Raw genomic sequence first — 18,705 nt, 5'->3', positions numbered from 1 at the left:
CAGGCCCTGCGCGATCCCGGTGTCGATCACGTCCTTGAGGAACGGCGGGTAGCCGAGCAGCACGACCTGGTCGAAGTGCGGGGCCAGTTCCGGGATCACCCGGAGGATCTCGCGCCGGTCGCTGCCGGGGGCGACCGCGGTGATGGGGTAGCCCTTCGCGGCGAGGTGGCGGCAGCAGGCGAGGGTGAACAGCCCGCCCACCCAGGTGCCGAGTGCGAAGCAGACCACGGCGAGCGTCCTGCGCCCGGCGGCGTCGAAGGCGTCGCGGAAGACCTGCTCGAACCGCTCGGCGATCACCTCCTCGTCGGCGGCCGAGCGCGGCCAGAACGACGGGGTGCCGGTGGAGCCGGACGACACCGCGATCATGTCCCCGACGGTGCCGTCCCGGCACAGCTCGGGCAGCGGGTGGCGGCGGGTGTAGTTGTCCTTGGTGGTCAGCGGCAGCCGGGTGAAGTCCTCATAGGTCTCGACCCGCTCGGCGGCCACGCCGTGCTCGGCGAGAAACGCGCGGTAGGCGGGCACCGAGGCCGCCACCCGATGAAACAGCTCGACCACGCCGTCACGAGGATCCATCCGCCGAATGTACGGCCTGCGCCTCTCTCCCGTCACGGGAGGCGCACGGCGGGCCGTCCTGCGGTGCTCCGGCGTGTCCGGCGTCAGGCGTCCGGGTCCTCGTACTCGCCGACCGCGCCGCTCACCATCCGCGCCACCGGCCCGGGGAGGCCGCGTACCTGGTCGGCGGTGACCTCCTCGTTGGAGGCCGCGGTGAGGTAGCGCCTGGCGAGGTGGTGGATGATCGTCGCGGCGTCCGTTTCGAGGTCCGCTCCGTTGCCCGGCGGTTAAGGTGCGAAAGTGGTGAACAGCCTCGGCGAGATGCCCTCCCGTATGTGCGCGACCTACCTGGAGCTGGCCGACCGGTACGCGCCGGGCCTGGTCGAAGGTCTCTACCTGCAGGGCTCGATCGCCCTCGGTGACTACCGGCCGGGCAAGAGCGACATCGACTTCGTCGCCGTGGTCGGCGCTCCCCCTGACGCGCGGATCCTGCGCAGGGTGCATGCCGAGTTGAAGAGCCGGTACGCGAAGCCGTACTTCGACGGTCTCTACGTCACGTGGGACGACCTGCGCCGCGACCCCGAGCTGACCCCGGCGAGGCCGTCCGTGCACGAATGGCGCCTCGAGGCGGAGAGCAGGTCCGAGCGGCACCTGGTGACCTGGCACGTGCTGGCCCAGGGCGGGGTGGCGGTGCGGGGGCCCGCGGTCGCGGAGCTGGGGATCCACACCGACTGGGACACCCTGGCCCGGCGGACGCGGGAGAACCTGGACGGCTACTGGACGCGCTGGGTCGAGCGCGGCTCCCGATCGGCGTCACTGTGGGGAGTGGCCGCGCTCAGCGGCTACCGGACCACGTGGGGGGTGCTCGGTGTCACCCGGCTCCACCACACTCTCGCGGCGGGCGAGGTCACCTCCAAGACGGCCGCGGGCGAGTACGCGCTGAAGGTGTTCGACGAACGCTGGCACCGGATCATCCGGGAGGGACTGCGCCTGAGGGTCGGCGGCCCGCCGCTGTATCGCGATCCGTTCCGCCGCCGTGCCGACCTGCTGGCCTACATGTCCATGGTGCTGCGATCACAGTGAATCCCCGGAGGCCGTCGCGCGGTGCCGGGCGTCAACGCCGGCCGCTTCCGCCCCTCCGCCCACGTCACTCCCTGGAGTTGGCGTGCGGGGAAAACATGTCGCCCGAGCGAGCAACGGACCGTACCGTCGCCACCATGAAGCTGCTCTCCGTCAACATCGGCCGGCCCCGTCCCAACCCGTGGAAGGGGCTGCGCTCGACGGGCATCGACAAGCGGCCCGTTGACGGCCCGGTCGCCGTCACCGCCCCCGGCCCCAAGGGCACCGGCGCGGTCGGCCTCGCCGGTGACCGGGTCCATGACGTGAAGCACCACGGCGGCTCCGACCAGGCCGTCTACGCCTATGCTCGCGAGGACCTCGACGGCTGGGAGGCCGAGCTGGGCAGGTCGCTCCCGAACGGGGTCTTCGGGGAGAACCTCACGACCCTGGGGGTGGACGTCAACGGCGCCCTGATCGGTGAGCGGTGGCGGATCGGACCGGATGTCGTCCTGGAGGTGTCGTGCGCGCGTCTCCCGTGCGCGACATTCCAGGGCTGGCTGGAGCGTGAGGGCTGGATCAAGCGGTTCACGCGGGCCGCTCGGCCGGGCGCGTATCTGCGGGTGATCGAGCCCGGCGAGATCCGCGCCGCCGACCCGGTCGTGGTCGTGCACCGGCCCGGCCACGACGTGACCGTCGCGCTCGTCTTCCGGGCGATGACGCTGGAACCGCAGCTGTTGCCGCGACTGCTGGCCGCCGACGCGCTGCCGGAGGAGGACAGGGAGCGGGCCCGCCGGCGCGCCGACGCGTGAGATCTCGGTGATCACGCGGTGCGGGGAGCGAGGCCGGAACCTGCGTGCGACACCCCCCTTGTCCGGTGTTTGGCAGCCAAGTGGACTCCCTGTCGATAACGCTGTCAACGGCCACCTGAGGATTTCCTTAATTTGCCGGTAAGTGCTCGCCTTTATTCGGGCACGAGAGGCGTGGGGCGGGTTCCGGTCACGTCGCGTGTCCGGGGTGGAGCGGATCGTTCACGGCGCGCGGAGGTGAAATCAGCAGGTCGGACGGCACATGCGATGAGCTGGGAATCTTTCGTAGTTACCGGATCGTGATTTGACCGGCGATGTCAGGGGCGTTAACACTCACTCCAGGTAACGGTTGGCCTTTTTTCATGTTAACGCTCACAAATGGAGTCGCCCAACTTCCCGTTCGTCCACGAGCCTGGCGATCTCGCGCCGGAGGCCGGCGCGGGCCGCGTATGAGGAGACCTTCGTGCTGTCCGCGCACCTCACCCTTGACCCCGCGTTCAGGGTGGCCCCCGTCCACCGGCGCACCTTCGGGACGTTCGTCGAGCACCTCGGCCGGTGCGTCTACACCGGCCTCTACGAACCCGGCCACCCCACCGCCGACGAGGAGGGCCTCCGGCGCGACGTGCTGGAGCTCACCCGCGAGCTGGGCGTCACCACGGCCCGCTACCCCGGCGGGAACTTCGTGTCCGGATACCGCTGGGAGGACGGCGTCGGCCCCCGGGCCGGGCGGCCCCGGCGGCTCGACCTGGCCTGGCACAGTACGGAGACCAACGAGTTCGGCCTGGACGAGTTCGTCGCCTGGACGCGCAAGGCCGGGGTGGAGCCGATGATGGCCGTCAACCTCGGCACCCGGGGCATCGCCGAGGCGCTGGACCTGCTGGAGTACTGCAACATCGAGTCCGGGACCCACCTGTCGGACCTGCGGGTCGCCCACGGCGCCAAGAGGCCGCACGACGTCCGGATGTGGTGCCTGGGCAACGAGATGGACGGCCCGTGGCAGATCGGCCACATGACCGCCCGCGAGTACGGGCGGCTCGCCGCCGGCACCGCCCGTGCCATGCGCATGATCGACCCGAGCCTGGAACTCGTGGCCTGCGGGAGCTCCGGTTCCGCCATGCCGACCTTCGGCGCGTGGGAGGCCACCGTGCTGGAGGAGACCTACGACGTGGTGGACTTCATCTCCTGCCACGCCTACTACGAGGAGCACGACGGCGACCTGGCGAGCTTCCTCGCCTCGGCGGTGGACATGGACCACTTCGTCGACGCGGTGGTGGCGACGGCCGACAGCGTGGGCGCCCGGCTCAGGAGCAAGAAGAAGATCAACATCTCGTTCGACGAGTGGAACGTCTGGTACCTGTCCCGCTTCCAGGGCGCCGAACCGCCGCGCGACTGGCCGGTCGCCCCGCCGCTGCTCGAGGACCACTACCACCTGGCCGACGCGGTGGCCTTCGGCGGGCTGCTGATCTCACTGCTGCGGCACAGCGACAGGGTGACGGCCGCCTGCCTGGCCCAGCTGGTCAACGTCATCGCCCCCATCATGACCGAACCGGGCGGCAGGGCCTGGAGGCAGACCACCTTCCACCCGTTCGCCCAGGCCTCCCGGTACGCGGCGGGCCAGGTGCTGCGGGTCGAGCCCGTCTCTCCCACCCACGAGACCGCGAGGTTCGGGCAGGTCACCGCCCTCGACGCCGTCGCCACCCACGACGAGGAGACCGGCGCCACCACGCTGTTCGCCGTCAACCGCTCGACCGACCGGTCGCTCACCCTCACCGCCGACCTGCGCGCCCTCGGCCCGGTGGAACTCGCCGGGGCCACGGTGCTGTCCGGTCCCGACCCCTACGCCCGCAACACCGCCGACGCCCCGGACACGGTGACTCCCCGTACGAACACCGAGGTCCGCCTCGACGCCGGGACCCTGCAGATCACGCTGCCCGCCGTCTCGTGGAACGTGATCCGTCTCATCCGCCCGTAGATCCGTCCGGCCGTGGCTCGTCGGGGAGGCGCGGCCTCGCCCCCTGGAGACAGCAGTGGACGACATCCCATCGATCCCACCCCGGACTCCGCCGACCCCGTCCCGGATCACCCGCAGGAACCTGCTGGGCGGCGCCCTCGCCCTCGGGCTCCTCGGCTCCGGATGCTCCCTCCCCGTGGACCTGGGCTCCTCCCGGACCCGCATCAGGTACTGGCACTTCCTCGGCGCGAGCGACGGGGTCGTCATGAACGGGATGGTCGGCGCGTTCGCCAAGGAGAACCCCGGCCTGTTCGTCGAGGAGAACGTCCTGCAGTGGGGCGAGCCCTTCTACACCAAGGTCGCGATGGCGGGCGCCGGGGGCCGTTCCCCCGATCTCGCGACCTTCCACCTCGCCCGGCTGCCCGGTATCGGCCCCGGCCTGATCCTGGACCCGATCAACCTCGACCTGCTCGCCGAGAACGGTCTGCGGGCCGAGGACTTCAGCCCCCCGATCTGGGAACGCGCCCACGTCGACGGGGTCCTGTACGCGGTGCCGTTCGACGCCCACCCCATGGTGCAGTACCACAACACCGACGTCTGCGGCCGTGCCGGGCTGCTCGGCGGCGACGGCAAGCTGCTGCCGACCAAGGGCGCCGACCAGTTGCTGGAGGCGCTGCGCAAGGCCAAGGACGTCCTCGGCGGCAAGCCTCCGCTGACCTTCGACGCGCTCGGCCTCGGGACGGTGGGGCCGTGGCGGGTGTGGTGGTCGCTGTACCCCCAGAGCGGCGGCACCCTCCTGTCGGACGACGGCACCCAGATCACGATCGACGACGCCAAGGCGCTGGAGGCGCTGTCCTTCATGCGCACGCTGGGCGCGGAGGGACTGTGCGACCCCACCACCGACTACGCGGCGTCGGTCGCCGCCTTCCAGAACGGCGACGCGGCCTTCCTGTGGAACGGCGACTGGGAGATCACGACCTTCAAGCAGGCGAAGACGCCGTTCGACATGACGCGCTTTCCCTCGGTCTTCGGCGGTGCCTCGGCCCAGGCCGACTGCCACGTCTTCGTCGTGCCCCACCAACGCGACCGCGATCCGCGGATCGAGCGGGAGACCTACCGGTTCATCGCCTACCTGGTCAAGAACAGCGCCGACTGGGCGGTGGCCGGTCACGTGCCCGCCTACCTCCCCGCACTGGAGGAGCCGGAGTACCTGGCGCTGAGCCCGCAGTCGGAGTACCGCTCGGTCATCACCGACGTGGCACTCGACCCGCAGGTGTGGTTCACCGGATCGGCGTCGAGGCTGTGGATCGAGTTCGGTGAGGCGTTCTCCCCGGTGATCGCCGGAACCCGCACGCCCGAGCAGGGCCTGGCCCTGGCCAAGGCCGCCCTGCGCGGGCTCATGGAGGCACCCAACCCCTTCCCCGAGGAGCCCCGATGACGACCACCGTCGCCGCCCCCGCCGGCGCCGCGCCGGCCGCGAAGACCGGTGCGGGACGCCGCTGGACCCAGCACGGGCTGCTGTTCGTCGCGCCCTTCGTCGTGATCTACGTGGCCTTCCTGGTCTGGCCGCTGCTGCTGGGCCTGAGGATGAGCCTGACCAGCGTCAACATCGCCGGGGCCAACGCCGGGTTCGTCGGCTTCGCCAACTACGCCGAGGCGTTCGCCGACCCCAGGATGTGGCGCTCTCTCTGGAACACCGTGCTGTTCACCGTGCTGAGCACCGTGCCCCTGGTCGTCCTGGGGCTGGTGTTCGCCCTGCTGGTGCACAACCTGCGCTTCATGCGCTGGCTGTGGCGGCTGTCGTTCTTCGCACCGTTCCTGCTGCCCTCCGCCGTGGTCTCGCTGCTCTGGCTGCAGATGATCTACCAGCCCGGCTTCGGCCTGCTGAACGGGACGTTCGGGACCGACATCCTCTGGCTGGGCGATCCGGACCTGGCGATGTGGTCGGTCGTGATGACCACCGTCTGGTGGACGGTCGGCTTCAACTTCCTGCTCTACCTGGCCGCCCTGCAGAGCATCCCCGAGCAGCTCTACGAGGCCGCCTCGATCGACGGCGCCTCGGCCTGGCACAAGCTGCGCTCGATCACGCTGCCGCTGCTCCGCCGCACCACCGGCCTCGTCGTGGTGCTGCAGCTGCTGGCCTCGCTGAAGGTCTTCGACCAGATCTACCTGATGACCGGCGGAGGCCCGGAGAACTCCACCCGCCCGATCATCGAGTACGCCTACGACATCGGCTTCACGGGGTACCGCGTCGGCTACGCCTCGGCCGTCTCCTACATCCTTTTCGTCCTGATCGTCGCCGTGTCCCTGGTGCAGTTGCGGCTGTTCCGCAAGCGTGAGGAGTCTCTTCGATGACCAAGAGGTTCGGCCCCGGCCAGCTGGTTCTGCTCGCCGTCACCGGGGCGCTCGCCGTGGTCTGGCTCGCGCCCCTCGCCTGGGCGGTCGCCACCTCGCTCAAGCCCGAGGCCGACACCAACAAGGTCCCCCTGCAGTGGGTCGGCAGCGAGGTCACCCTCGACGCCTATCGCCTGGTCCTGGGCACCGGCGGCATCGTCAAGTGGGCGATCAACTCCACCGTCACCGCGGTCATCGTGACGTTCATGACCGTGCTGTTCTCGGCGATGGCGGCGTACGGCTTCGCGCGCACCCGGTTCCGCGGGCAGCGCGTGCTGCTCGCCGTGATCCTCGCGGGGATCATGGTTCCCCCGCAGGTGCTGATCGCCCCGCTGTTCGCCGAGATGGTCGCGCTGGGACTGGTCGACACCTGGTGGGGCGTCATCCTTCCGCAGGTCGCCGCGCCCGTCATCGTGTACATCCTCTACAAGTTCTTCCAGGCCGTGCCGCCGGAGCTGGAACAGGCCGCGTTCGTCGACGGGGCCGGCCGCTGGCGGGTGTTCTTCACCATCGTGCTCCCGCTCTCGCGCCCGGTGCTCGCCGCGGTGGCGATCTTCACGTTCATCACGACCTGGAACAACTTCCTATGGCCGTTCCTGGTCTCCACCGACCCGAACACGATGACCCTGCCGGTGGGACTGGCCAACGTGGTGCAGGGCACCTTCGGCGTGCGCTACGCGCAGATCATGGCCTCCGTGGTCCTGGCCGGCCTGCCGCTGCTCGTCGTCTTCGTGCTCTTCCAGCGCCAGATCATTCGCGGCGTCGCCCACACCGGCCTGGCCGGGCAGTGACCGGTCACTTGCTGAAACCGGCCGTCAGGCCGCTGAGCAGCTGGCGGCGGCCGACCACGTACAGGATCAGGATGGGGAGCGTGGTCAGCACCACGGAGGCGAGCACCGCCGGCACGTTCACGCTGTACTGCCCCTGGAAGGTCCACAGCGCGAGCGGCAGCGTGCGCTTGTCGGGGCTCTGGGTGAGGATCAGCGGCAGCAGGAACCCGTTCCAGATCGTCAGCGCGTTGTAGATCGTCACCGTCACCACGGCCGGCATGGTGAGCGGCAACGCCAGGCGCCAGAGTGTCGCCAGCTCGCCCGCGCCGTCCAGCCGCATCGACTCGAACAGCTCCTTGGGCACGTCACGGATGAAGTTGGTCAGGACCAGCACCGACAGCGGGATCGCGAAGGCGATCGACGGGAGGATCAGCCCCGTCAGCGAGTCGTACAGACGCAGCCGGATGATGATCAGGTAGACGGGGATGATGGTCGCCTGCAGCGGGATGGCCAGGCCCATAAGGAAGAGCGCGTTCACCCCGCGCAGGAAGCGGAAGGCGGTGCTGCCCCGGACGATCGCGTACGCCGCCATGAACGCGACCGCGACCGCCGGGACGACCGCGCCGACGGTGACGATGAGGCTGTTGAGGAAATACAGCGGGAAGTCGGACTCGACGACCAGCCGGTAGTTGTCGAGGGTCGGCTCGGTGGGCGGCGCGAGCGGGTTGGTGGCGTAGTAGCTGCTCTGCGCCTTGAAGCTGGTGATGACGATCCAGTAGATCGGCACGATCACGATCGCCAGCCACAGCCAGCTCACGGCCCCGCCCAGCCAGTTGGGGCGCTCGCCGAGTGAGCGCCGCTCGCCGTGGGCGGGCGGGCGGCGCCGCCGGTGCCGGCGCGGATGCGGCCCGAGCGTCTCGGTCCGCTTGACCCCCGTCGTTTGGGTCGCGCTCATGGTCAGGCCCCTTCCATCTGGCTGGCGTTGGCGTCGCGGCCGCCGAGCCGGCGCAGGAGCAAGGCCAGGGCGAGACCCACCAGGACGAGAATGACGGCGATGGCGCTGGCCGGTCCCATGAGGTTGGCCTGGAACCCGCGCTTGTACATGTCCAGGGCGAGCACCCGGGTGGCGTCGCCGGGACCGCCCGCGGTCAGCACGAAGATCAGGTCGAAGAAGGTCAGCGACCCGACGACCATGAGGGTGGAGGACGTGATGATCGTGTACTTGAGCTGCGGCAGCGTGATGCTGAAGAACTTGCGGACGCGGCCCGCGCCGTCTATCTCGGCGGCCTCGTACATGGAGTGCGGGATCTGCCGCACGCCGCCCTGGTAGATCAGCGAGTGGAAGGGGACGAACTGCCACGACACCACGAAGATCACGGTACCGAAGGCGAGGACGGGCTCGCCGAGCCAGTCCTGCACGAGCAGGTCGATGCCCAGCCCGGCGCCGAGCCCGAAGTTGGGGTCGAGCAGCGCCTTGTAGGCGATCGCGATGGCGGCCTGGCTGAGCAGCAGCGGGATGAAGTAGATCACCGCCAGCAGCGAGCGGTAGCGCTGCCGCCCGGCCAGGAACACCCCGATCAGGATGCTGATCGGGGTCTGGACCGCCCAGGAGGCGACCATCACCAGCAGCGTTATCCACAGCGCGTGCAGGAGGCCGGGGTCGGCGAGCACGGCCCGCCAGCTGGTGAACCCGGACATCTGGATCTCGCCGAGTCCGTCCCAGGACGTGAAGCTGAGGAACAGGACCCCGACCAGCGGAATGACCCCGAAGGCGACGAAGATCACCAGGGCCGGCACGGCCAGCCAGGGCAGAAGGCGGCTGTACGCCCTCTGCCTGGCGGCCGGCGGCCTCCCTGTCCGGGCGGGGGTGGCGAGCGCGCTCAACTGCCGATGACCGCGTTCATGTTGGACACGAACTGCTCCGGCGTGATCGACAGCTGGAACAGCTTGGCGATGTTGTCCAGCAGCACCTCGGCCGCGGTGGGGCTGAGCGCCTGGTCCCAGGACTGGGCGAAGGACTTGGCGTTGCTGGCGATGCCGTAGACGAAGTTCAGGAAGTCCGCGTCCTTGGCGCCGGAGAACGCGCTGTCGGCGCCGTTGACGATCGGCACCGCGCCGGTGCCCGCCCACTCCTTGACGTCCTCGTCGTTGAGCACGGCGGTCGCGAAGAACTTCTTCGCGATCTCCTTCTGCTCGGGGGTCGCCTTGGAGGAGATCGACAGGTACTGGCCGGGGTTGCCGACGGTGTTGCTGGGGTCGCCCTTGCCGCCCTCGACCGGCGGGAAGTTCATGTAGCCGAGGTGGCCGCCGGAGACGAAGTCGCCGCCGTCGGTCGACATGGCGCCGTACGTCCAGCCGCCGTGCAGCATCATCGCGGCCTTGCCGGTGTAGAGCAGTGCCTGGTCGGCGTTGGAGTCGGCCGTGATCGAGGAGAAGCCCTTGATGAACCCGTCCGCCTTGACGAGTTCCTGGATCTTGGTCAGGGCGTCGAGGGCGGCGGGGTGGGACCAGGCGTCCTTCTTGGCGTCGAACACGGCCTGGAACACCTCGGGGCCGCCGATGCGGTCGAAGAGGAACTCCAGCCACATCATGTTCGTCCAGCGGGACTGGCCGCCGAGCGAGAACGGGGCGATGCCGGCGGCGTTGAACTTGGGGACCAGGGCCATGATGTCGCCCCACGACTCCGGCGGCTTCACGCCGACCTGGTCGAAGATCTTCTTGTTGTAGTACAGGACGATGGGCTGCATGGTCTCGGCCGGCATCGCGTAGATCTTGCCGTCGATCGTGGCCGCCCCGAAGGAGGAGGCGAACAGCCGGTCCTTCACCGCCGGGTTCTGCTCGAACCACGGGGTGAGGTCCTCCACCTGGCCGGCCTGCACGTACGTGCGCAGCGTCCCGCCGCCCCAGCCCCAGATGATGGTGGGCGCCTGGCCCGCCCCGATCGCCGTCTTGATCTTCGTCTTGTAGGCGTCGTTCTGCATGGCCGTGAATTCGATCTGCCCGTTGGGGTTGGCCTTGTTGAAGCGCTCCACGGCCCTGGTGCGCACGCCTTCCTGCGGCTGGGTCGACAGGAACCAGTAGCTGGCCTTGCTGGCGGCGTTCCCGCCGCTCGCGCCGGTCGAGGCTCCGCCCGCCGGGGCGGGGCCGGACGTGCCGCAGGCCGCAAGCGCGGCGCTGAGGGGGATGCCCATGGAGAGGGTGAGGAAGGTGCGGCGGGATGGTGTCGTTGACTCCACGCTGATCTCCGTATGTCGAATGCCGAGGCGGGGCGGGGCTTCAGGTGAAACATGGGTGGCGGTGGCCGTCTGGTCGTGGATCGGCACCTCTGCTACCAGGCGTCCGTCCCCCCCGAGCCCAGCATGTCGAAACATTTCCGAAACAGGCCGCGTGGCACGTCAATTTAGATTTCAGCTACCTGCCTGTCAAGAGGTGATCCCATGTCGGCATGAGCTTGGTATGTGAGGGACCTGGGGTACTCTCATCTGGGACTTTCCTGGTCACCTCGGGTGCGCCAGGATGTGAGCAGAGCTACCGCAACTAACCGAAATGTTTCGGGAAGTTGCCGGAGCGGGTTTTTCTTGAGGAGAGCAGATGACGGCGCTAGATGGGACCCCCGCGACCGGCCGGACCCTCCGGTCGTGGCAGGACCCGGCACTTCCCGTGGCCGAGCGGGTCGACGCCCTCCTCGCGGAGATGACCCTGGAGGAGAAGATCGGCCAGCTCGGCAGCCGGTGGCCCGGCAACGCCATGCAGGCCGACCGGGACGGGGAGCCCGAGGAGAAGTCCGAGGAGAAGTCCGAGGGCACGGCGAACGTCGCCCCGCTGCAGGACGTCTTCGCGGCCTCGGGGCGGGTGCCCTTCGAGGAGACGATCCGCCACGGGCTCGGCCACCTGACGCGGGTGTTCGGCAGCGCTCCGGTGACCGCGGCGGAGGGCGCCGCGGAGGTGGTGCGGCTGCAGTCCGAGGTGGTCAGGCACTCCCGGCTCGGCATCCCTGCGCTGGTCCACGAGGAGTGCCTGACCGGTTTCACCACCTACGGCGCGACCGTCTACCCGGCGGCCATCGCCTGGGGCGCGACGTTCGACCCGGACCTGGTGGAGCGGATGGCCGCCGCCATCGGGCGGGACATGCGCGCCGTGGGCGTCCACCAGGGCCTGTCGCCGGTGCTGGACGTGGTGCGCGACTACCGCTGGGGCCGGGTCGAGGAGACCATGGGCGAGGATCCGTACCTCGTCGCGATGCTCGGCGCCGCCTACGTGCGCGGCCTGGAGGGCGCCGGGGTCATCGCCACGCTCAAGCACTTCGCCGGTTACTCCGCCTCCCGGGCGGCCCGCAACCACGGGCCGGTGCCGATGGGCCGGCGCGAGCTGATGGACATGATCCTGCCGCCGTTCGAGACCGCCATCGTCGAGGGCGGCGCGCGTTCGGTGATGAACTCCTACTCCGACCTGGACGGCGTCCCCGCCGCGGCCGACCCGTGGCTGCTGACCGACCTGCTGCGCGACGAGTGGGGGTTCACCGGGACGGTGGTGTCGGACTACTGGGCGATCCCGTTCCTGGCGACGATGCACCAGGTCGCCGCGGACACCGACGAGGCCGGGGTGCAGGCGCTGACCGCGGGCATCGACGTCGAGCTGCCCGACACGCTCGGCTTCGGCCTGCACCTCGCCGAGCGGGTACGGCGGGGCGAGCTGCCGGAGTCCCTGATCGACCGGGCCGCCCGGCGCCTGCTCACGCAGAAGGTGGAGCTCGGCCTGCTGGACCCGGACTGGACGCCGGAGAGCTCGGTGGCCGGGGCACGGGCCGTGGACCTGGACTCACCGGCCAACCGGGCACTGGCCGGGGAACTGGCCGAGCGGTCGATCGTGCTGCTCGACGCGGGCACCGCGCTGCCGCTGCTCGGCGAGGGACGTCCCGAGCCGCGCAGGGTGGCCGTGGTCGGCCCCTGCGCCGACGACCCGCGCACGTTCATGGGCTGCTACGCCTTCCCCAACCACGTGCTGCCCCGCCACCCGGGGCTCGGGCTCGGCGTGGCCGCGCCCAGCCTGCTCGACGCGCTGCGGGCCGAGCTGCCCGACGCCGAGCTGGTCCACGAGCGGGGCTGCGACGTGCGGGGCGAGGACCGCTCCGGCTTCGCCGCCGCGCTCCTGGCGGCCCGCGAGGCCGACGTGTGCGTGGCCGTCGTCGGCGACCTGGCGGGGATGTTCGGGCTGGGCACCTCGGGCGAGGGCTGCGACGCCGAGGACCTGCGGCTGCCCGGCGCGCAGGAGGACCTGCTGGCCGAGCTGGCCGCCACCGGCACGCCGGTCGTGGTGGTCGTCGTCTCGGGCCGCCCGTACGCGCTGGGCGGCGTGGCCGGGACGGCCGCCGCGCTCGTCCAGTCGTTCATGCCGGGCCAGGAGGGCGGGGCGGCCGTCGCCGGGGTCCTGTCCGGCCGGGTGCAGCCCAGCGGGAAGCTGCCGGTGCAGATCCCGCGCGGCCCCGGCGGGCAGCCGGGCACCTACCTGCAGCCGCCGCTGGGCGCCGACAGCCACGGCATCAGCAACCTCGACCCGACCCCGCTGTTCCCGTTCGGGCACGGCACCTCGTACACCACCTTCGCGATCGACGACCTGCGAATCAGCGACGCCGAGGTACCCACCGACGGCGAGTTCACCGTGTCGGTGCGCGTGCGCAACACCGGCGGCCGGGCGGGTGAGGAGGTCGTCCAGCTCTACCTGCACGACGTGCTCGCCCAGGTGACCCGGCCGGTGCGGCAGCTCACCGGGTTCGCCCGGGTCAGGCTGGAGCCCGGTGCGAGCGCCGTGGCGACCTTCACCGTGCCCGCCGACCGGACCGCCTTCACCGGGCGTGACCTGCGGCGCGTCGTCGAGCCTGGGGATCTTGAGGTGTTCGTCGGCGCGTCGGCGTCCGACCTGCCCTGCCGGGGCCACCTACGATTGACCGGCCCGCTGCGTCACGTCGGCGTGGGCCGACGGCTGGTCACCCGCGTGGACGTGGAACCGGCGCCGGGCTCTTCCGCCGCACAGCAGGGAGGAACAGATGCCGGCCAGTCCTAGACGGGCCACGCTGGCCACGGTCGCGGCCTCGGCGGGCGTGTCGATCGCGACCGTGTCGAAGGTGCTCAACGGCCGGGGTGACGTCTCCCCGGGGACCCGCTCCCTCGTGGAGTCGTTGCTGGAGCAGCACGACTACGTCGCGCCGCCGCAGCGCCGCCGGAGCGACCGGGGCGGCACAGCCGTGCCGGCCACGATCGAGGTGGAGCTCGACGCCGACCTCAACCCGTACTCGACCGAGATCGTCCAGGGCGCGGTGCGGGCCGGGGCCGAGGCCGGCGCGGCGATCGTGGTGAGCATCCGGACGACCGCCGACCGCGCCGGAGCCTGGGCCCGCGGCCTGGCCACGGCCGGACGGCGGGCCGTGATCGCCATCACCAGCGATCTGACCGCCGGGCAGCTCGCCGCCCTGTCCCGCGCGGGCCTGCCCCTGGTCGTGATCGACCCGCTGAACCTGCCGCAGACCAGGGGGGTCACCAGCGTCGGCTCGACGAACTTCGCCGGGGGCCTGGCCGCCACACAGCACCTGCTCGCGCTCGGACACCGGCGCATCGCCTACCTCGGCGGACCGGCCACCGCCGCCTGCGAGCAGGCCCGGCTGCACGGCTACCGCGCCGCCATGGAGGCCGCGGGCGCCGCGGTCCCCCCGGGTCACGTACGGGAGGGGCCCTTCCACTACCAGGAGGGGGTCGCGGGCGGCGCGGCCCTGTTCGACCTGCCCGAGCCCCCCACGGCCATCTTCACCGGCTGCGACGACATCGCGCTCGGCGTGCTGGAGGCGGCCAGGGCGCGGGGGCTGCGCGTGCCCGAGGACCTCAGCATCGTCGGCTTCGACGACACCCAGGTCGCCCGGATGGCCTCACCCCCGCTGACGACCGTACGCCAGCCGCTGCGGGAGATGGGCGGCGTCGCGGTACGCACGGCCCTGCGCCTGGCGGCGGGCGAACGGGTCGACTCCCATCACGTCGAGCTCGCCACCGAGCTGGTGGTACGCGGCTCCACCGCCCCGCCCGGGGGCTCAGCCGGTCACGGCTGAGCGCCCGGGCGCGAGTGCCGGGGACGCGCTCTGCTCGCGCGGGTAGGGGTAAACCGGCGAGCGGTGCTGGAAGGACAGGACGGCGGGGTTCTGCACGACGCCGTCGCGGATCTCGACGGCCCGCCGGATGGTGTCGTCCGCATCCCACGCAGCCCGGCCGTCGAGCACCGTCCGCAGGTGGGGCAGCAGGGCCTCGCTGATCTCCCAGGTGGCCGAGTCCCACAGATACGACGGGCTGTGGTCGACGCCGTAGTAGTGGACGTTGTCGCCCACCTCGAACATGGGGTCCGTGAACGTCGTGGGCCGTGCCCAGCTGAACCCCATCCCCTCGTCACAGGACACGTCGACGACGAGGGTGCCGGGCGCGAAGGCGGCCAGGTCCTCCTCGTCGGCGAACATCAGCGGGGCGCCGGTGTCCTGCAGCACGCAGTTGACGACGACGTCGTGGTCGGCGATGAAGGCCGCCAGCGGTACCCGCCCGCTCTCGGTGAGCGCGTAGCTGCGGTTGGGGTCGCCGGCCTCGTGCTCGAAGCGCACGATGCGCGCCGAGTGGATCGGCGAGGCGACCGCGGTGACGTCCCGGAAGGTGAGGAGGTCGATGTCGTTCACGCCGTGCGCGTTGAGCGCCGTCACCGCGCCGCGCCCCGTCGCCCCGAAGCCGATGACGACCGCCCGCAGCCTCCGGCCGTAGACGCCCGTCGTCCCGATGAGCTCCAGGGCGTGCAGGACCGAGGAGTAGCCCGCCAGCTCGTTGTTCTTGTGGAAGACGTGCAGGTTGAACGCGCCCTCGCTGGTCCAGTGGTTCATCGCCTCGAAGGCGATCAGTGTCAGCCGCCGGTCGATCGCGAGCTGCGTCATCCTCTCGTCCTGGACGCAGTGCGGCCAGCCCCAGACGATCTGCCCCTCGCGCATCCCCTCGAGGTCCTCGGCCAGCGGCTTGGGGAGCAGGACGACGTCGCACTCCGCGAGGAGCCGCTCCCGGGGGAGCAGGCCGGCGACGTACGGTGCCAGCTGCCCGTCGGAGACGCCGAAGTGCTCGCCGTAGCCGCGTTCGAGGTAGACGCGCCCCCGGAGATCGGGGGCGATCCGCTCCAGATGCAGCGGGTGGATCGCCAGCCGGTGCTCGTTCTCCTTGCGTGATCGTGACACGATTCCGAGGCTGAGCTGATCCATGGGGCTCCCTTTGATTGGCTCCCTGTCTAGCACAGGCCCCGCTTCGAACAGGCGCCTCAGGGTTCCGCCCGCCCTCGGACCCGGGCGGGCCGCGGACGGGTCTCGGCTCGCCTCAGCTCTCCGAGGGGCTGGGGGCGGGGGGCTCCTGGAGATGGAGGAACATGTCCAGGTGGGCCCGCACGACCTGCTCGACGGCGAAGGCGAGTTTCCTTATCCGGGGGTCGGAGCTGTTCTCCACCTGCTGCCTCACGAGGATGACCCCGTGGCGGTGGCTGGCGATCTCCATGTCGATCCAGGCCCTGTCGAACTCCGCTCCCTCCAGCGCCATCACCTCTTCGAGCTGCCTGCGCTGCGCCGCACTGGGCTCGTCGGGGAGCTTGACGCCCATCTCCCCGGCCACCTGCTGAATGAGCCTGTCGAGTCTCATGTGGTCGACGATGAGCTGCTCTCCCAGTTCGCGGACGGCCTGGCCGACCTTCCCGTCCTGGTCGTCGGCCTTCCGCCGGACGGCCAGGCCCGCTTCGATCTCGGCCAGGCTGCCCTGGTGCGCCTTGATGAGGAACTCCCAGTCCTGCTGGCTGACAGGCCGGGGAGTGGGGGAGACGGCGGCACCGGCCGTGCCGGCCATCGCGGCCATGACGATGGCGAGCAGGACGATCATCATTCGAACCATCGGATCCTCCGTCGATCAGCCCACGGGCAGAGCTGGCACCTTCCTCCCTTTCATCTACGCACATATAGGTCCATATGGCGCTATTAGTGGTAAAGCCTGCTAAAAAGACATATTTAGTCCCGTTGGGTAAATGGACCTGCCGCGCCTCCTCCGTACCGCCGGTGGTCCCTCGTAAGAGGGCGTACCGCCCGTGGTCCCTCGCCTGAGCGGGGCGTACCGCCGGTGGTCCCTCAGCTGAGGACGGCGTCCAGCAGGAGGGAGCCCGCGCCGAGGAGGGCGGCGTCGGGGCCGCCCCGGGTGACGGCGATCTCCAGGTCGCGGGTGGCCAGGGGCAGGCAGCGCTCGTAGACGGCGGCGCGGATGGAGGAGATCAGCGGCTCGGCGGTGGAGAGGCTGCCGCCGACGACGATGGCGTCGGGGTTGAGGAAGTTGACCAGGACGGTGAGCACCTCGCCGATGAGGCGGCCCGCGTTCCTGACCAGGGCGGTGGCCTCGGGCACGCCGTCCTCGACCAGGGCGACGACGTCGGCGGGGCGCCGCGTCGCGATGCCGAGCCCGGACAGGGCGTCCATGAGCGCGGCGCCGCTCGCGTAGGCCTCCAGGCAGTCGGGGTGGCCGCACGAGCACATGGTGGAGGAGTCGGTCCTGACCCTGACGTGGCTGATGTCGCCGGCCGCGCCCCTGCCCCGGTGCAGGCGGCCGTCGACGATCACGCCGCACCCTATGCCGCTGCCGGCCTTGAGCACCATGAGGTTGTCGAACCCCGGCCACGAGCGGGCCTCGCCGACGGCCAGGAGGTTGGCGTCGTTCTCGACGAGCACGGGCAGGTCGTAGTGGGCGCCGAGATGCTCGGCGACGGGGAAGTTGTTCCAGCCGGGCATGCGCGAGGGGGACACCACCCGGCCGCTGCCCGGGTCGACGGGGCCGGGAACGCCGGTGGCGACGCCGCGCAGCGGGACGCCGGCCGGGCCGTGGGAGAGCAGCAGCTCGTCGAACGCGGCGGCCATCCAGTCGAGGGTCGCCTCGGGGCCGAGCGCTATGTCGCAGGCGCGCTCCTCGACGACGAGGGGGACGCCGCTGAGGTCGAGCAGGCCGAGGCGGGCGTGGTGCGCCCCGAGGTCGGCCACCGCGAGCAGGCCGGCGGTCGGGCTGACCCGCAGCCGCCGGGGTCGCCGCCCGCCGCTGGAGGTCCCCGAGCCCTCCTCGACGAGGAGCCCGGTGTCGATCAGCTCCTCGACGCGGAGGGAGACGCTCGACGCCGCCAGGCCGGAGACTCGGGCCAGCTGGGCGCGCGACTCGGCGTGACCGGTGGCGACGAGACGCAGAAGGTCACCCTGTGCTCCCCGCACCAGCAGCCGCTCTTTGCCTGACATGAACTAGAGGAATACCACGTCTGTACTTACTACGGCAACGTGTTGACTTGCACGAGAATCATCCGTTACCTTCCGCTTTATCTTCGATTTCGAAGGAAGATGGCAATGATTCAGGTCAAAGGGTTGAACAAGTGGTTCGGCGACCACCACGTGTTGCGCGACATCGACCTTGATGTGGCGCGGGGCGAGGTCGTCGTGGTGGTCGGCCCCTCGGGGTCGGGCAAGTCCACGCTGTGCCGCTGCCTCAACCGGCTGGAGACCGCCGGGTCGGGGGACATCCTCGTCGACGGCGTGCCCGCCCCGGTGGAGGGCCGCGAGCTGGCCCGGCTGCGGGCCGACGTCGGCATGGTGTTCCAGTCGTTCAACCTTTTCCAGCACAAGACCGTGCTGGAGAACATCGTGCTCGCGCCGATGAAGGTCCGCGGCGACGGCCGCGCCGAGGCCGAGGCGGCGGCGCGGAAGCTGCTGGAGCGCGTCGGCATCGCCGAGCAGGCGGGCAAACTGCCCGCTCAGCTGTCCGGCGGGCAGCAGCAGCGGGCCGCCATCGCCCGCGCGCTGGCCATGCGGCCCAAGGTGATGCTCTTCGACGAGCCCACCTCGGCGCTCGACCCGGAGATGGTCGGCGAGGTGCTGGACGTGATGGTCCGGCTCGCCGCCGACGGCATGACCATGGTCGTCGTCACCCACGAGATGGGCTTCGCCCGCAGGGCCGCCGACCGCGTGGTCTTCATGGACGCGGGCCAGATCGTCGAGACGGGCGAGCCCGGCGCCTTCTTCGAGGCTCCCAAGACAGACAGGGCCAGGGACTTCCTGGCCAAAGTTCTCACTCATTGATCAGATCGATCGAAAAGGATGGTGGGC

General features: G+C 70.6%; 16 protein-coding genes. 9 read left to right on the top strand and 7 right to left on the bottom strand.

Annotated elements, in window-relative coordinates; translation table 11 throughout:
* Positions 1–573, bottom strand: a 573-nt coding sequence (locus ACTOQ2_RS27065; RefSeq protein ID WP_440103219.1) for a phenylacetate--CoA ligase family protein, incomplete at its 3' end; no start/stop codon positions are given.
* A 279-nt stretch (positions 574–852) separates the two neighbouring features.
* Here ACTOQ2_RS27065 and ACTOQ2_RS27060 point away from each other — a divergent pair.
* From ACTOQ2_RS27060 to ACTOQ2_RS27035, 6 genes are all read left to right on the top strand, one after another.
* The gene (locus tag ACTOQ2_RS27060; RefSeq protein ID WP_440103217.1) at positions 853–1,635 is read left to right on the top strand and encodes a nucleotidyltransferase domain-containing protein; all 783 of its coding nucleotides are present in this window, start codon (positions 853–855) and stop codon (positions 1,633–1,635) included.
* Positions 1,636–1,769: 134 nt separating this feature from the next.
* A complete protein-coding gene (locus ACTOQ2_RS27055) occupies positions 1,770–2,420 on the top strand; it encodes an MOSC domain-containing protein (RefSeq protein ID WP_440103215.1) in 651 nt (216 codons plus the stop codon).
* A gap of 460 nt (positions 2,421–2,880) precedes the next feature.
* On the top strand, positions 2,881–4,389 hold the full coding sequence (gene arfA / locus ACTOQ2_RS27050; protein WP_440103214.1) for an arabinosylfuranosidase ArfA: 1,509 nt from the start codon (positions 2,881–2,883) through the stop codon (positions 4,387–4,389).
* A gap of 55 nt (positions 4,390–4,444) precedes the next feature.
* Entirely contained in the window at positions 4,445–5,806 is a 1,362-nt protein-coding gene (locus ACTOQ2_RS27045; protein ID WP_440103212.1) for an extracellular solute-binding protein, read from the top strand.
* A complete protein-coding gene (locus ACTOQ2_RS27040; RefSeq protein ID WP_440103210.1) occupies positions 5,803–6,723 on the top strand; it encodes a carbohydrate ABC transporter permease in 921 nt (306 codons plus the stop codon). The genes ACTOQ2_RS27045 and ACTOQ2_RS27040 overlap by 4 nt, the downstream gene beginning before the upstream one ends.
* Positions 6,720–7,553, top strand: coding sequence for a carbohydrate ABC transporter permease (locus ACTOQ2_RS27035; protein WP_440063590.1), 834 nt, complete (start codon positions 6,720–6,722; stop codon positions 7,551–7,553). Before ACTOQ2_RS27040 ends, ACTOQ2_RS27035 begins: the two co-directional genes overlap by 4 nt.
* Before the next feature lie 4 nt (positions 7,554–7,557).
* Here the strand turns inward: ACTOQ2_RS27035 and ACTOQ2_RS27030 are convergent, their stop codons facing one another.
* Genes ACTOQ2_RS27030 through ACTOQ2_RS27020 form a run of 3 tightly spaced genes read right to left on the bottom strand, consistent with a single transcriptional unit; the run spans position 7,558 to position 10,768 of the window.
* Positions 7,558–8,487: a carbohydrate ABC transporter permease gene (locus ACTOQ2_RS27030; RefSeq protein ID WP_440103208.1), complete on the bottom strand. Its 930-nt coding sequence runs from the start codon at positions 8,485–8,487 to the stop codon at positions 7,558–7,560.
* Between the two features lie 2 nt (positions 8,488–8,489).
* A complete protein-coding gene (locus ACTOQ2_RS27025) occupies positions 8,490–9,416 on the bottom strand; it encodes a carbohydrate ABC transporter permease (protein ID WP_440103206.1) in 927 nt (308 codons plus the stop codon).
* Positions 9,413–10,768 carry an extracellular solute-binding protein gene (locus tag ACTOQ2_RS27020; protein ID WP_440103204.1) on the bottom strand — a complete coding sequence of 452 codons (1,356 nt, stop codon included), beginning with the start codon at positions 10,766–10,768 and terminating at the stop codon, positions 9,413–9,415. The genes ACTOQ2_RS27025 and ACTOQ2_RS27020 overlap by 4 nt, the downstream gene beginning before the upstream one ends.
* Before the next feature lie 355 nt (positions 10,769–11,123).
* Here ACTOQ2_RS27020 and ACTOQ2_RS27015 point away from each other — a divergent pair, with 355 nt between their 5' ends.
* Entirely contained in the window at positions 11,124–13,592 is a 2,469-nt protein-coding gene (locus ACTOQ2_RS27015) for a glycoside hydrolase family 3 N-terminal domain-containing protein (protein ID WP_440103202.1), read from the top strand.
* Entirely contained in the window at positions 13,576–14,625 is a 1,050-nt protein-coding gene (locus ACTOQ2_RS27010; protein WP_440103201.1) for a LacI family DNA-binding transcriptional regulator, read from the top strand. Before ACTOQ2_RS27015 ends, ACTOQ2_RS27010 begins: the two co-directional genes overlap by 17 nt.
* Here the strand turns inward: ACTOQ2_RS27010 and ACTOQ2_RS27005 are convergent.
* The 3 genes from ACTOQ2_RS27005 to ACTOQ2_RS26995 form a co-directional block, all read right to left on the bottom strand.
* Positions 14,608–15,798 carry a N(5)-(carboxyethyl)ornithine synthase gene (locus ACTOQ2_RS27005; RefSeq protein WP_440103199.1) on the bottom strand — a complete coding sequence of 397 codons (1,191 nt, stop codon included), beginning with the start codon at positions 15,796–15,798 and terminating at the stop codon, positions 14,608–14,610. The two genes, ACTOQ2_RS27010 and ACTOQ2_RS27005, sit on opposite strands and share 18 nt — an antisense overlap.
* A gap of 112 nt (positions 15,799–15,910) precedes the next feature.
* Positions 15,911–16,471, bottom strand: a complete 561-nt coding sequence (locus ACTOQ2_RS27000) for a DUF4142 domain-containing protein (RefSeq protein ID WP_440103197.1) — start codon at positions 16,469–16,471, stop codon at positions 15,911–15,913.
* 230 nt (positions 16,472–16,701) lie between these two features.
* On the bottom strand, positions 16,702–17,844 hold the full coding sequence (locus ACTOQ2_RS26995; RefSeq protein ID WP_440063578.1) for an ROK family protein: 1,143 nt from the start codon (positions 17,842–17,844) through the stop codon (positions 16,702–16,704).
* 105 nt (positions 17,845–17,949) lie between these two features.
* Between ACTOQ2_RS26995 and ACTOQ2_RS26990 the strand changes: the two genes are divergently transcribed.
* Positions 17,950–18,678 carry an amino acid ABC transporter ATP-binding protein gene (locus tag ACTOQ2_RS26990; protein WP_440103195.1) on the top strand — a complete coding sequence of 243 codons (729 nt, stop codon included), beginning with the start codon at positions 17,950–17,952 and terminating at the stop codon, positions 18,676–18,678.
* Positions 18,679–18,705 lie beyond the last annotated feature (27 nt).

Source organism: Streptosporangium sp. H16, from assembly GCF_051918855.1.
Classification (GTDB): Bacteria; Actinomycetota; Actinomycetes; order Streptosporangiales; family Streptosporangiaceae; genus Streptosporangium.
The sequence above is the reverse complement of the archived record's forward strand: the minus strand, read 5'-3'. Positions and strand labels throughout refer to the sequence as shown.

Coding starts and splice junctions, on each gene's coding strand:
- ACTOQ2_RS27055 (WP_440103215.1), top strand. CDS start 1,770: ATGAAGCTGCTCTCCGTCAACATCGGCCGGCCCCGTCCCAACCCGTGG.
- ACTOQ2_RS27040 (WP_440103210.1), top strand. CDS start 5,803: ATGACGACCACCGTCGCCGCCCCCGCCGGCGCCGCGCCGGCCGCGAAG.
- ACTOQ2_RS27035 (WP_440063590.1), top strand. CDS start 6,720: ATGACCAAGAGGTTCGGCCCCGGCCAGCTGGTTCTGCTCGCCGTCACC.
- ACTOQ2_RS27030 (WP_440103208.1), bottom strand. CDS start 8,487: ATGAGCGCGACCCAAACGACGGGGGTCAAGCGGACCGAGACGCTCGGG.
- ACTOQ2_RS27015 (WP_440103202.1), top strand. CDS start 11,124: ATGACGGCGCTAGATGGGACCCCCGCGACCGGCCGGACCCTCCGGTCG.
- ACTOQ2_RS27010 (WP_440103201.1), top strand. CDS start 13,576: ATGCCGGCCAGTCCTAGACGGGCCACGCTGGCCACGGTCGCGGCCTCG.
- ACTOQ2_RS27005 (WP_440103199.1), bottom strand. CDS start 15,798: ATGGATCAGCTCAGCCTCGGAATCGTGTCACGATCACGCAAGGAGAAC.
- ACTOQ2_RS27000 (WP_440103197.1), bottom strand. CDS start 16,471: ATGGTTCGAATGATGATCGTCCTGCTCGCCATCGTCATGGCCGCGATG.
- ACTOQ2_RS26995 (WP_440063578.1), bottom strand. CDS start 17,844: ATGTCAGGCAAAGAGCGGCTGCTGGTGCGGGGAGCACAGGGTGACCTT.
- ACTOQ2_RS26990 (WP_440103195.1), top strand. CDS start 17,950: ATGATTCAGGTCAAAGGGTTGAACAAGTGGTTCGGCGACCACCACGTG.